Source organism: Anaerococcus sp. NML200574, from assembly GCF_026131665.1.
Taxonomy (GTDB): Bacteria; Bacillota; Clostridia; order Tissierellales; family Peptoniphilaceae; genus Anaerococcus; species Anaerococcus kampingae.
Genome location: NZ_JAMXSM010000036.1, coordinates 1 through 14,412 on the forward strand (window position 1 = coordinate 1; position 14,412 = coordinate 14,412).

11 protein-coding genes are annotated in these 14,412 nt (G+C 35.4%); 3 read left to right on the top strand and 8 right to left on the bottom strand.

Features of this window, described 5'->3' with window-relative positions:
- Positions 1–5,233, bottom strand: a 5,233-nt coding sequence (locus NH286_RS09455) for an InlB B-repeat-containing protein (RefSeq protein WP_265238516.1), incomplete at its 3' end; no start/stop codon positions are given.
- 700 nt (positions 5,234–5,933) lie between these two features.
- A complete protein-coding gene (locus NH286_RS09460; protein ID WP_265238518.1) occupies positions 5,934–6,986 on the bottom strand; it encodes a Fic family protein in 1,053 nt (350 codons plus the stop codon).
- A 710-nt stretch (positions 6,987–7,696) separates the two neighbouring features.
- Here NH286_RS09460 and NH286_RS09465 point away from each other — a divergent pair.
- Complete coding sequence (locus NH286_RS09465) at positions 7,697–7,984, top strand: GIY-YIG nuclease family protein (protein ID WP_265238520.1); 288 nt, start codon at positions 7,697–7,699, stop codon at positions 7,982–7,984.
- Between the two features lie 385 nt (positions 7,985–8,369).
- Here NH286_RS09465 and NH286_RS09470 read toward each other — a convergent pair whose 3' ends face one another.
- The 6 genes from NH286_RS09470 to NH286_RS09495 form a co-directional block, all read right to left on the bottom strand.
- A complete protein-coding gene (locus tag NH286_RS09470; protein ID WP_265238522.1) occupies positions 8,370–8,648 on the bottom strand; it encodes a type II toxin-antitoxin system YafQ family toxin in 279 nt (92 codons plus the stop codon).
- Positions 8,638–8,910, bottom strand: coding sequence for a type II toxin-antitoxin system RelB/DinJ family antitoxin (locus tag NH286_RS09475; protein ID WP_265238524.1), 273 nt, complete (start codon positions 8,908–8,910; stop codon positions 8,638–8,640). The genes NH286_RS09470 and NH286_RS09475 overlap by 11 nt, the downstream gene beginning before the upstream one ends.
- Before the next feature lie 219 nt (positions 8,911–9,129).
- Positions 9,130–9,360 carry a DUF2922 domain-containing protein gene (locus tag NH286_RS09480; protein WP_265238526.1) on the bottom strand — a complete coding sequence of 77 codons (231 nt, stop codon included), beginning with the start codon at positions 9,358–9,360 and terminating at the stop codon, positions 9,130–9,132.
- A 22-nt stretch (positions 9,361–9,382) separates the two neighbouring features.
- Positions 9,383–9,601 (bottom strand): hypothetical protein, encoded by a 219-nt coding sequence (locus tag NH286_RS09485; protein WP_106460987.1) that lies wholly within the window; start codon positions 9,599–9,601, stop codon positions 9,383–9,385.
- A gap of 77 nt (positions 9,602–9,678) precedes the next feature.
- Positions 9,679–10,362 (bottom strand): peptidoglycan amidohydrolase family protein, encoded by a 684-nt coding sequence (locus tag NH286_RS09490; RefSeq protein ID WP_265238528.1) that lies wholly within the window; start codon positions 10,360–10,362, stop codon positions 9,679–9,681.
- Positions 10,363–10,382: 20 nt separating this feature from the next.
- Positions 10,383–10,499 (bottom strand): YvrJ family protein, encoded by a 117-nt coding sequence (locus tag NH286_RS09495; RefSeq protein WP_158698389.1) that lies wholly within the window; start codon positions 10,497–10,499, stop codon positions 10,383–10,385.
- A 252-nt stretch (positions 10,500–10,751) separates the two neighbouring features.
- Here NH286_RS09495 and NH286_RS09500 point away from each other — a divergent pair, with 252 nt between their 5' ends.
- Positions 10,752–11,798, top strand: coding sequence for a PDDEXK nuclease domain-containing protein (locus NH286_RS09500; protein WP_265238531.1), 1,047 nt, complete (start codon positions 10,752–10,754; stop codon positions 11,796–11,798).
- A 358-nt stretch (positions 11,799–12,156) separates the two neighbouring features.
- A complete protein-coding gene (locus NH286_RS09505; protein ID WP_265238532.1) occupies positions 12,157–12,669 on the top strand; it encodes a sigma-70 family RNA polymerase sigma factor in 513 nt (170 codons plus the stop codon).
- The last annotated feature ends 1,743 nt before the right edge of the window (positions 12,670–14,412 follow it).

A 14,412-nucleotide genomic window follows, 5' to 3' on the forward strand; every position in this document is an offset into this window, starting at 1 on the left:
TTTCTTTTGCTGGAATTGTTCCAATTTCTTTGCCATCTTTATCTGTTACAGTTACTGTTCCGTCATTGCCTACAGTTACTTTTGCATCTGCTGGTAAGTCTGGATTTGCTTTCTTAACTGCTTCTTCAACAGCTTTCTTTTCTTCGTCTGTTAACTTAGATGGGTCTTTTACTTCAGTCTTTTCTGGAGCAATTAGTGAATCATCTTTTTCGATTGTATCTTCAGGTCCTAATTTAGCTGTCTTTGTAGTTTCGCCTTCTTTTACAGTTACTGTTACGTTACCCTTGTCATCAACTGTGATTTGGTCATCTGTTAAGCTTGGGTTAACAGCTTTTACAGCGTCTTTTACTGCTTTTTGTTCTTCAGGTGTAAGATTTTCTAAGTTTCTAACCTTAACTTTGCTTGGTTTGTTTAATGTTAATTTTGTAGCGTCATCTACTACTGTATCATTTTGAGATAGGGCTCCAGTTTTACCTCCGTCAGTAACTATTACAGAACCATCATCAGCAACATTGATTTTTGCAGTATCAGGTAGATCTGGATTTGCTTTTTTAACAGCTTCCTTAACTTTTTCTTTTTCTGCTTCTGTTAATTCATTAATGTTTTGTACTGGTGTTTTTTCTGGTGCCTTTAATGCGATTTTATTGTCGCTAGCTTCGTCTTTTTTAACCGTTTTAGCTGGTGCGATAGTTTTATCCCCAGCTGTTCCCATAGGTACTGTTACTGTACCATCATCTGCAACTTTGATTTCTTCGTCTTTGAAGTCTAAGTCTGGGTTAGCTGCTTTAACTGCGTCTCTTACTTTAGTTTTTTCATAATCAGTAAGGTTATTAAGATCTGATACTGGTGTTATTTTTGGATCGTTTAATGTTTTACCAGCTCTGTCAAATGGCTTAACTGTGTCTTTTCCTTCTAATGTTCCAGTCTTCTTACCATCCGCAGTTGTTACTGTTACATTACCCTTACTATCTACTTCAATCTTATCATCATCAGCAAGATTATTCTTAGCTTTGACTGCTGCAGCTACCTTATCTCTTTCTTCTTTTGTTAAGTTAGTTACATCTTTTACTTCAGTCTTTTCTGGAGCTTCAAGCTTAAGAATACTATCCTTTTGGACAACTGTCTTGTCAGCTGGGATTTCTCCTGTCTTACCATTTTGATTGATAGTTACTTTACCATCGTCTCCTACGGTAATTTCATCGTCTTTTAAGTTTCTATCCTTGTTAGCTTCTTTAACAGCATCTTTAACAGCTTGTTTTTCTGGATCAGTTAATTTTGTTTTATCTTCAACCTTAACCGGTTCTTTTGGTGGGTTGAGTGCAATAGTAACTTCTTCTTGTGTAACTGTCTTATCTGGTGTTATTGTTCCAGTCTTACCATCTTTTGTAACTGTGACTGTACCATCATCAGCAACTACAACATCTGCTGGTGTTAAGTTTAAGTCTGGGTTTGCTTTAATAACAGCTGCTTCAACTTTTTCTTGTTCTGGTTCTGTTAATGATGTTTTATCTTTTACTACAGTCTTTTCTGGATCCTTTAAATCTAAAGGTGTCTTATCTGTTTGTTCCCAAACTGCATAATAAGTTTTTGGTGATTTGATATTACTAAAATCTGGATTACTTGATGCTGTGGCACCTTTTGTTTCTGCCCAACCCTTGAAAGTATATCCATCTCTTGTTGGGTCTGGTGTAGGTGATGTTACGCTGCCATTATCATCAACTTTAACATTAGTTGTATCCTTGCTGTCAGCAAATTTACCACCGTCTGCATCAAAGTTAACTGTTAATTCATCTGAATAGACAGCGTAAACTACCAAGTGTTTTGTTATTGGTGTTTCATTAGTAAAGATTTGATCTTTTGGAAGAGCATTAAATGCATCAGCTGTAACAACTGCCTTGCCGCCTAAAGCATCTTTACCTTCTGCAGTAACCCAACCTAAGAAGTTCTTTCCTGCAAGTGTTGGTGCTTCTGCGAATTTATCACCAGTACCTTCTTTAACATTGGCACCTTCAAAACCGTTTGCTTTGTAGCCTTCTTGGTCTAAGAAATTAACGTTGTCTGGTGCTATCTTAACAGCTTTCTTTGTGCCATCTTTCCATTGACCGTCTGTTGTATCAAATAACACCCTTGCCCTAACTCTTGATTCGTATAGGTCAGATGGGAGTGATGAGCCGTCTGATGCAGTGGATAAGATCTTCATATCCTTTAATAAAGTAAGAGGTTTTTCAGTCTTATCATCTGAATGATAAGGAAGCATCTTTGTTAAATCTACCCTATATTCATAAGCCTCGTATTCTTTTTCATCTCCTTCAAATTGAGCATCAAAGATATTAGCTTTTGGAATAAGGATTTTCTTCCTCAAATCTTCACCCTTGAGGTTACCCTTATCATCATATTCATTTGAATCAGCTTCTACTTTGGCATAAACTTTTTTGTCTTTTCCATCGTAAAGTAATCTTACCTTACCACCGTCATACTTTGTATAACCAACGATTTTTGTTGTATCAGTGTTAAACTTAGCATTATCAGCTGGCAATACTCTTGGGTCCTTATAGAAGTCTTCTGTTCCTTCTGCATAATCATTTGTAAATATCAAATGATATGGAGTGTAAAGTGACTTGTTAATAGAAAGGATGGATGATTTATCAGAGTGGTCAGTCCATGTAAGTTCCTTAACATTATCAGCTGATTTATCAAGAGGTCTATACTTAAACCAAGATGTTTGGTCTTCTAATTTATTACCATTTTCATCATAAGATTCTACATAAATATCTTCGCCTGGTTTTAATTTAGATGTATTGATATAGAAGTTACCACCAGTTGATACTGTTGCTGCGTTTGTTCCCCAATCCATAACTTTGTCTTTGTTATCATATTGCCATGTAACCTTTGGTTCGAACTTCTTTTCAGCTTTTGTTCCGTCCGCAAGTGTGTATTTTAAAATGTAGTAACCTTTTTTGCCTTCCTTATAAAGGTGCATATTGATATTTCTATCTTTTTGTAATGTTAGAGTTGCTCCACCTTTATTAAGTTCAGTACCGTTGTTAATTTCAAGGAAGTTTACAGGAGCATCATGGTCTTTTGCATATGGCATGAAAATTTTTATCTTATCTCCAGGCTTTATAGTAGCTCCTTCTCTAAGGTCAAACTTATAGATACCATCCGCATATCTTTCAATTTTTTCAATACCCTTATCACTTGTTACATAATAAGTGTAGTAACCTTGTTGTTTTCTGATAACTGCATCTTCATTACCAACTTGAAGCATGATTTGCTTATCTGCTGGGTCCTTAGTAGTATCGATGATAAAAGATTCGCCTTCATGAGCTACATAACCATCTTTGTATTCTTTTTCAAAGACAGCCCAGCCGTCTGTATTTGGATTAGTCCAGCCGGAGATCATTGAGTAGTTAAGTTTTCTTGATTTATTACCACCACTTAATTCATCTCTACCTGCAAAAGTATCTTCAAATTTGCCCTTATCTACAACATAGTCGATAGCTGTAATGTAGATACCTTTTAGCATAGTGTATTGGTCGTGTTGTGGTATCTCAACCTTCTTAATTCCTTCTTTTTGGAAGTCGTGAGGAGCAATAACTAGGTAAGCAAGTTTACCATCAGCGGATTTATTAAAGTCTGTTAGTTTAATACCAAAATTGTGTGAAAATTTTGATTTAAGTCTTGTATCTTCAAGAACATTTACATAGGCTACATTGCCCTTGTCATCAGGCTTCAAGTAGTTAAGAAGGTTAGCATCAAAGGCTTGGGTAAAGGCGATTGGTTGTCCACCAGTTGTAGGTGAAGCAGCGTTTCCATCTCTTTGACCCGTGTATTGGGTTCTTATTATACCAAGATTTTTTTCATCCTTATATTGTTCTGGGTTAGCAATAAATTCGGACATAACGAATTCTTGATTTGTTGCGTTATTTCCATCTGATTGGTATCCACCCTTGATAAATAGTCTATTTACCTTATCTTCAAGAGAAACTGATGTTGTCTTGGTATAAGTTGAATAGTCCATGGATGTTCCCTTTGGAGCATAGGCATAGATTCTTTCTCCTTTAGTATCGGAAAGTCTCATTTGAACGATATAGTTCTTCTCACCTAAGTCTTTAATTGTGACACCTTCTTTTAAAACAATGTTAATAGGAAGGTTCTTTCTTTGGTTTGTTAAGTCCCCTCTCAATACACCTAGGTCAACAATTCTTTCCTTACGGTCATTAAAAGGTTCTAGATTGCCCCTTTTAGCTTCGTTACCTGGAACGCTTACACCAACTATATAAGATTTGTCGTAGTCTATATATTGGTCAAGCTCTCCGAAATTAAATATGCCTCTGTACCAAACAGCTGTTGCTGCTTGACCTTTTTCCTTGTAAACCATTCTAAGAACAGTTCTGCCATTGGCATCAACAAAGTTACCATCGTAGTCAATGTCGTTCATTTCAACTGGGTCTGATGTAGTAACCCTTACAAGTCTTTGCTTGTCTCCAACCTTCCAACGAGATTTATCTTTGATTTGATTTTCCCAGTTTGCCTTACTGTAATAAGTCGCAGATGAGAGTGCGTCAGGCTTTTCTGTAGAATCAGAAGCCTTTAATTGGTTATTTACTTTTTTTCCGCTAACTTCAAGCTCAGATTCATTATTATCTGTTTTTTTATCTTCAGTAAGATCGGATTTACCTTCTGCTTGGCCTTCTTTTTTCTCAGCTTCACTGTCCTTAGCACCTGTTTTTGCTTCAGCTTTTGCAGCTTCAACTACTTCATCTACTGCTTTTATGCTTTTAGCTTCTTCTACATCTTTTTTGTATTCATCAAGTGATTTAGAAGGTTTTACATCTTCGCCAAATGCTTCGAAAGCTTTTTCGATATCTTTAATAGCTTTTGCTTTGTAGGCTGCTAATTCATCTTCAGCTTTTGCTTTTTCATCAGCAGTCTCTTCGCCAGCAGGTTTTCCAGCAGGTTCACCATCAGGTTTTCCGTTAGAATTTTCTTCTTTTTTAGCTTCAGGTTTTCCTGCTACTGTTTCAGGTTGCGCTCCTTCTGTTTTAGCTGGTGCTTCAGTTGTTACTTCACCAGCCTCTACAAGTTGAGGGCTTACTACTATAGAGAACCCTAGCATGCATGATACTAAACCGATGGTTAGTTTTCTTGTAGCATACCTAGGTTTTCTATTAGCACCTTTTAGCTTTTTGAAATCAATAAGCTTTTGTAATTCTGCTTTTCTTTCTTTCATGAAATCTCCTTTTGAAATCCTTTTCTTTTTAACAACTAATATCTGCTTATAAAATCTTTAAACTACAACAAGTTGTAACTTAATCTGATTATAAAAAATAAAAGTGTCAAAAAGCTACTTATAATAATGCATAAATCATACATTATGCTTAAATACAATATACTATTTCTACCGTCTTATTCAAGCCATTTTGTCCGAGGATTTTTTATATAAAAAACAATATATAAGAAAGATTGTATAGTTGTGAATACTAGATACAGACATATTTTTGACTATATATTTTGCTTTACAAAATTTTAAGAATATTTCCTTTAAAATGGCATAATACTGTAGTTTGTGAATATGTATATTATTCGTAATATATGAATACTTATACTCGTTATTATTATTATAGATATATTCAATATAAATTAATATTTAAACATTTAGTTATTTGTATTTATAATTGATTATAAAACTAAATAAAATTATTTTAAACAAGGATTTAATAAAATATTTGAGTTAATCAATGTGATTTAGTTTCAAAAATAAGAGTAGATTGAGCCAATATCTCTATCTTAAAAAATATCATCTAATAACCGTATCACTTATCCCCACACAAAAAGCCAGCACTCAGCTGGCTCATTATAGATAAAAAAGTAGATGAATTTATGTTTTTCATCTACTTTTTCTACAATATGAACACCTACTTTAGTAGATGCTAATTGTCTTTGACTTTAATATATTTAGTAGCCCTTCCACTTCCTATTTGTTTGATTAGGCCTTTCTCTCTTAGATCTTTTAAGGCTCTTTCGATGGTTCTCTTTGATATATCTGGGCAAAGTGTGACTATATCAGATTTGGATAGGGATTCTAGGGAATTTTCAAACACTTTCATCACTCTTTGTGCAGATGTCAAAGATTTCTCTCCAATTAATTTAAATCTCTGATCACACTCGCTATATGCTTTATAGATTACTGATAAGCTATATTTTATAAATGGCAATTCATCATTTTCTCCTGAGTGCCAATTTTCACTTGAAGCTTGTAATTCTTCATAATACGAATCTTTTGTATCTTCTATTATCATTTCCAATGAAATATATTTTCCTACAAAAAAACCATTTTTGTAAAGAAGTAGCAGGGTTAAAAGCCTAGACATTCTTCCATTCCCATCTGCAAAAGGGTGAATGCACAAAAAATCATGGATCACAACTGGAATTAGCAAGAGTGGTGGTATCTTTAATCTTACAGCCTCATCATATGCGCTAATCATCTTATCAATATAAGATTCGGTTTCAAAAGCTGATATAGGCTTAAATCTTATTCTTTTCTCTCCAAATTCATTTGTTTCAACTATAGAGTTATCCATTATCTTAAATTTGCCCTTATGGCTGATCGAAGAATAAGCGTAGAGTCTATTGTGTAAGGTCAGAATATTATTTTTTGTAAATTCGATATTCTCATAGTTTTCATAAATAATATCTAACACTTCTCTATAACCATATATTTCTTCTTCATCTCTATTTCTCGGCCTACTTTTTTTATTCATCAATGATTCCAACCTAGTATCATTTGTAGATATTCCCTCAATCGCATTTGAAGATTTTGTCGATTGAATTTTAGCAACTTCTACCATTTTTTCAAGTACATCTGGAAAGTTTACCACATAGAGTTCTTGCTTTCCCTTATACTCATAAATCTTTGCAATCAAATCATACATATTTGCTGGTATATTTAAATTAAGTAAGTTTAAATAATTAAATTCTCTCATAAATCCCACCACCTTTCTCGCCATTATACCCCAATTGGCGTAGATAAATCAATATTGGCGAGATTAATCTCGCCATTTTTGTTTTTTTTGGCTATGATAAATTTATATTATAAATCCAGAAACCGAGTCCCCTCTCCCATTTCGAATGAAATGGGCAAGCCCGTCCGGCTCCTAGAGGACCTCATAGTTTTGTATGTCGTGGGTTCCGTGTTTACATCGGTAATTGGTTTATGCAGCCTTCGAATATAGTAACATGTCATTCTAGAGTTTGAGCTGGGATTTGAGTTTGCGTAATAGGTATCTCCGCTTCTGTCGATACAAGGGAAGGGGAGCTCGAGACAAGAGATGATGAAGGAAGCTTAAAAGCTTCCTTCCCTACCCTTGCTTCGAGCTTGTCGAGAAGTCTAAAGGAATTGTTAGTTGTTATTATTTAATATGCACGGAGCACAGGTTTATTTTCAAGAGCCTTCGAATATAGTGACATATCGTGCTTAGGCTTTCCTGGAATTGAAGCTTTTTGTAAAAAAGCTACCCTTGCCCTTGCTTCGGCCAACGAGCAAGCCCGTCCGGCTCTGAGAGGACAAGTCTATTAGAACTGGTTTGGTGTTATTATTTACTGTGCACGGAGCACAACCTTATTTTCAAAATCATTATGATTAAACACCTTAAATCAGGGCATATATATAGTAGGATGCAATAAAGGAGTTTTTATGGCTGGTTATTTTTATATTATGGCTTGTGAATCTAATACTACTATTTACAAAGGATCTACTGATGATATTATAAGAAGAGCTTACGAGCATAAGCATCACCTCATTCCAGGCAGTTTTTCTGATACATATGATACTACAAAATTAGTTTACTATGAATACTATGAAGATATAACAGATGCTCGTGGACGCGAAGCTCAAGTTGGTAAATGGAGTAGAGCTAAGAAAGATAAACTAATAAACAAAATGAATCCTGGTTGGGAAGATTTATATTGGGATTTAGTTTGAAATAAAAATAGTAGTTTTTGTAAAAGGGATATAATAGCCTTCGAATATAGTAACATATTGTGCTAGGATCTGTCTTGGAATTTGAGTTTTCGTAATGGGTATCTCCACTTCGGTCGATACAAGGGAAGGAACGGTCGATACAAGGGAAGGGGAGCTCGAGACAAGGGAAGGAACGGTCGATACAAGGGAAGGGGAGCTCGAGACAAGGGAAGGAACGTTCGAAACAAGCGAAAATGTAAATAACATCTCTAAAATCCGGTTAAATCCCACACTAAAAGCCAGCTTGCGGCTGGCTTTTTGCTTACTTTACTTTTATTTTACCTTGTATGAGGTTTTTTATCTTGCAGAAGGTCTGTAGGGTGTAAAAGGATTTATCTAGCTATTATCACTTAAATAAATCAGAGTGTGAACCTGTTCTTACTAGAGATAATATTAAGACCCCTTCTATTTTTTCATATATCAATAAAAAATCTGGCTCTATATGACATTCACGAGCACCCTTATAATTTCCAGCTAATGAATGGTCTCTATATTTTTCACTAAGAATTTCATCGTTTGCTATTTTCTCGATTATATCAAATAGATTGTCAATATTTTTGCCTTGTTTTTTAGCTTGCTTCAGGTCTTTTTTGAATCTCTTTGTAAACTTAATTTTATACTTCAAGGGCTTTCCTCAAGTCATCTATATTATCGTAAGCTCTGACCTTCTTATCTCTTGCTATCATTCTTCCTTCTTCTATGGCTTTTATGGTTTCATCATTTGGTAAATTTAGTTTAAGATCAAAAGGTATTCCGCTTTCTCTTATGCTCGCCCTTAAAAACATATTTATTGCTGTAGTCATATTTAATCCTAAACTGTTATAGATTTTTTCTGCCGCTTCTTTTATTTCTTTATCTGTTCTAATATTTAAATTTGTTGTAGGCATTTTCTCATCTCCTTTTATGTTATTATATAAGAATATTCGTTTTTAGTCAATACATTGTCATTACATTATCTAGGCATTATGTATCAATATAATTAAGAACATGCTCATTTTCGCTTTAATTATATCATATAAAAGCGAAAATGTAAATAATATCTCTGCAGATAGTGTAAATTCCCACATAAAAAGCCAGCTCACGGCTGGCTTTTGCTTACTATAGGCTTATTTTACCTTGTATGGGTTTTTTTCTATTTTTTCCATTTCGGCTTTGGATATTTTTGTTACTGGGCCCTTGCTTGTTTTAAGGACGTTTGCTTGGATCATTTGGTCCATGGCGTTTTTGATTTCAGTGTCGGTGTAGCTTGGTTTTACTTGGTCTATTGAGATTGTTCTTTGGGCTGCTGCCTCATCTTTGAAATATAGTTTGAGTTTTAAGTTGATTGTTTTTTCCATTTGTTATTCCTTTCTCCTTTTCTTATGCTAGGTTGCCTTCTTCGATTAGTTGGTCATCGGCTTTGTAGATTGCGTATTTTAGTTCGTGGCCATTATCATTTAGTAGGCCTAGGTAGGCTTTGGCGAAGGTCTTGATATTATCAGAGCTTGCCTCTTGGTTTACTTGTGAGAAGGTCTTTGTGTAGGCCTTTCTCTTGTCTCCGTCTACGTTTGCGATTTCAAATTTAATTTTTATTTTCATTTCTTCTCCTTTTTTATTTTTTTATTGGCGCCTTGTATATATATAACAAAATGTGCCTTTTTGTCCCGATTTATTTTTTAAATCTTTACCCAAGTTGATTTTCCATCACCTATGCTGACATATCTCCTCTTGCCGGATAGGGCTATATAGGATATCCAGCTTAGGCCTTCGTTTTCTATGACTTGGTCATAGTGAATATGCTCGCCTGGATAATAGACTGCTAGAACATCTGACCTAGTCGTGGGTAAGGTTCTGACATTGACTGCTGCCCTTACCAGGGCCCTGCCGAGTTTTTCGACCATCTTGTAGGCAGTATTTGTATTGCCTATAGGCCTAAAGTATCTTTCCTTATAGGACCTCTTGCAGGCTAGAAATATTTTAAGGTCATCCCTAGTTGTGGATATGGATACTCCCCTGTGCCTGTAGTTGGCATGAAGGATCTTATCCTTTGCTAAAAATATTCCCGTATGGCCGCCCGCTCCTAAAGACTTACCCTCGATGCCTCTTATAAAGATATCCCCTCTTTGGACCTGGTCATAAGAATAAATTTCCTTTAGATAGGTCCCATTCATCTTAAAGAGGGTCTCTGTTGATCCGATTAGGCTTGTCCTTGGGATAAAGCCTCCTGCTATAAGGCAGTAGTGGACGAAGGATGAGCAGTCATAAAAGGCTGGGCCAAGTCTTGCAGGATAGGCCATGGAATAGCCCACCCTGCCGACCTTACTTATGCCAAAGTCAATCATCTTTTCAATATTTGCCATAAAGTTCCTTTCCCCAAAAGCTATGACTTTTGGATTTCTTCAATAATTTTGTCAAGCTTTCCATTGATTTGTACTATTAGGATGAGGTTCATCACTATTGGAAAGCCTAGTTCAGATATGAGTTTAAATATATCCATATCAATTTCGGCTAACTTGGCAAGCTTTCTTTCCTTAGGATCAAGCTAGCGAAGTCTGGCTTGCGATAAAATTTATGGCAAGCCCAGAAAGTACGCCACTCCTTTCTTGTGTGATTTGCACGTGCTAATTATATATAGCAAAAAGTAAGATTTTGTCCCGATATTTTTGCTAATCAGCTTAAGGGCTATAAGGAAATTGTCATACAAAAAAGCTTATTTATGATATAATTAAAGAAGTTAAGGGGTGCTTATATGAATGAGAAAAATAAAATAGATAGGGTCCATGATGATGTTATTAATAGTATAAAAGCATTGATGGAAAGGTCCAGAAACGAAGTTGCAAGGCAAGTCAATAATATTTTGCTAGAGACTTACTGGGAGATTGGACGCATCATCGTAGAAGATGAGCAAGGACATGAGCGAAGAGCAGAGTATGGCAAAGAGCTTATAAACGACTTATCAAGACAGCTAACAAAGGAATATGGTAAGGGATTTTCTAAGTCTAATTTATTCAATATGAGAAACCTATATTTATCATATCCAATATTCCAGACACTGTCTGGAAAATTGACCTGGTCCCATTATTGCGAACTCTTATCTATCAGCGATGAGAAAAAACGAAGCTTCTATGAAAAAGAGAGCATCAATGCAAATTGGTCTGTTAGAGAACTTAAAAGGCAAATCAAAACATCACTTTTTGAAAGATTACTCTTATCAGCAGGAGAGGAAAACAAGGAAAAAGTCCTAGACCTAGCCTTAAAGGGCAATGAAATAAATAAGGCATCCGACCTTGTAAAAGACCCTTATGTATTTGAATTTTTAGGCTTGCCAGAAGAAAAACCAATGATGGAAAGTGACTTAGAAAAAGCACTTATAGACCATATCGAAAAATTTTTGCTAGAACTTGGCAAGGGTTTTATGTATGTAGGTAGTCAACAGAGAGTAACTTTAGGTAACACCCACTATTATGTGGACATGGTATTTTATAATAAAATATTAAGGTCTTATGTCTTAATCGAACTAAAAACAAGCAAGCTAATGCCAGAAGCAGTAGGTCAAATAAATATGTACCTCAATTATTATAAGGCAGAAGTCAATGACGAGATGGACAATGAGCCGGTAGGAATAATCTTATGTACTGATAAAGACGGAGTCCAAGCAGAATACGCTCTAGGCAACTTATCAAATAAAATATTCGCATCGAAATATACCTTGTATATACCAGACAGGGAAGAGCTTGAAGAGCAGGTAGAGAAAGTAATTGAACAATACAAACAGGGGCTGTTGCAGAATGAATAAATCGTCCCAAATCACTAGAGGAACCTTGCAGGAAATTTTGCCTCCACGAGCCGGCAGGCTAGGCCAAAAATTTCCCACAAGAACCCTCTAGTGATGGGACGATAGTTATTCATAGTTTTGCAACAGCCCCTTTTTTATTGCAAAAAATCTCCCAATATTTTTAATAATCAGCTTAAAGACATTAAAAGACCTCTTTAATCAATCTAAAAGCCTTTAAGGCAAAAAAAGCCCGTCTTAAAGGCTTTTAGGCAATTAAACATTTTCACTTATTTGTATTAAGATAGACATTGACAAGGTCAAAAGGCGCCTTTACCAGCCAGGCTGGTAGACTTTGATCTTAAATGAAAGAAGTGAAAATATGATAAAATTAGAAAATGCACAAAGAATAATAGATGATTATATGCCATTAATACTTGCGACAATTAGACGATTCCCAGCCTTTGAAAGAGAAGAGGCAATCGATGAAGCAAGGATGCTGACAATCGAGGCAATACTAGATTACAAAATCGAAGCGGGAAGCTTCGGTAATTACCTAAAACACAAGCTCAACTACCACTTTTGGAACAAATGCAGAAACCCAATAGAAATCTCCCTAGAATCCCCAACCGAAGGCGGTGTAATCGGAGATTTGATAGAAAGTGATATAGACATAGGAGCTGAAATTGAAGAAGCAGAAAAATACCTCAAATTAAAAAACAGCCTAAAAAGGCTAAATAACAAAGACAGGGAAATAATAAGGCTAAGATATTTTGAAGAAATGGAATATGAAGAAATAGGCCAAATCCTAGGCCTAAGCCCAAAAACAGTGAGAAATAGAAATAGCATGATAATAAAAAAATTGAGAGAGGTGTGGGGTGTTGAGGAGAAATAAAATAGAATCAATTCATATCTATCCTAAAATAAGTTTATAGCTCGTATCCCCTCCCATTTCGAGCTTTGCGAGAAATCTCATGGATTATTATATTGAGGGTTCTGTATTTACATCGGTGATTGGTTTATACATAATTTAGTAACTAGATGGTCCGGTGTAGATACAAATCCCATTACATACTCTACTGATGAGAGTCCTCCGTGAGCCGGACGGGCTGGCTTGTCGCTTACGCTCTGTCGAGGTGGGGGTATTGTGAGTCCGTAGTTTTTCGTTAGTTACTTATAATTATTTAAAGGAAATACAATAATAAAGAGTGTTAATAAAGTCAGAAATGAGTCCCCTCCCATTTCGAGCCAGAGCGAGAAATCTCATGGTTCTCTTTATTGAGGGTTTTGTGGTTACATCGGTGATTTGTTTATATAGCCTTCGGATATAATAACATATCGTTCTAGAGTTTGTGCTAAAATTTGAGTTTTTGTAATAGGTCTCCCGACAGCGCTCGAGACAAGGGAGTAATGATGGAAGCTTATATAAGCTTCCCACTATTTCCCTTGCTTCGACCATCGTGGAGAAGTCTATTAGAACCGCTTTGGTGATATTTTTTACTATGGACCAAGTACAGGTTTATTTTCACAAGCCTTCGAATATAGTAGCATATCGTACTTGGTTTTGTCTTAGGATTTAAGTTTTCGTAATAGGTATCTCCACTACGGTCGATACAAGGGAGGAGCGCTCGAGAGCGTGTGTTAAATTAAACATAATCATCTAAAATCATTAAAAATTTAATTAGCCATATCCATAATTAAGTTACCCCAAGCTATAAATCATGTTATCGATTCATTATCGATTTATTTTGAATCGATAATACTTGTTTCGACTCAAATCGAATGATTCTTAAATTATATAGCTATATAAGAGGTAGACCTCCCACTTCCCTTACTTCGACCGTAGAGGACAAGTCTATTAGAAATAGTTTGGTGTCATTATTTGCTATGCACAGAGAACGATTTTATTTCCCAAGTCTTCGAATATAGTAACATACCGTTCTTATTATTGTTTTAGAATTTGAGTTTTCGTAATAGGTATCTCCACTACGGTTGATACAAGGAAAGGAGTGCTCGAGACAAGGGGATATGTAATTAATGTATGATATGCGGTATAATACATATGTTATCATCGGCCCACAGGGTGGGAGGAGGTGATTTCATGTCAATTTTAATAGAACTCATTGTTTCTATCGCAACACAAAATTAGCCCCTCCGGCTCTTAGAGGAGTGGTTACTACTTATGCAAGTGGCTAGATAGAAATCTAGAGAAAAATGGTGATAATTAGCCCAATAAAAAGGACGAGCGTGCAGGCTCGTCCTTTTTGTTTGGTTATTCCATGTCTTTAATAGAACTCATGGTTACTATCATAATACTTCTAATTCCTAAAATTTCAATATGTATCATTAAAGTCTAAAAAATAAATCTAAAAAAAACGAGCGTGCGGGCTCGTCCTTTTTTGGTAATTCCATGCTTCTTGATTAACTTCATGGTTACTCTTAATATACCTCAAATTAGGGGTCAATTCAATGTTTATAATTAGTTAATTTATGTTTAGCTTCTTATTTTCTCATAAAAACCTGCTAACAAAAGTCAAGTAGAAAAGCAAATTAATTTTACTTTTCTCCTTGTTAATTAGAGTTTAAATTTGAGCATGGCAAATAAGCCGGTTACAATCGGCTTGTTTTAGCTATTGTT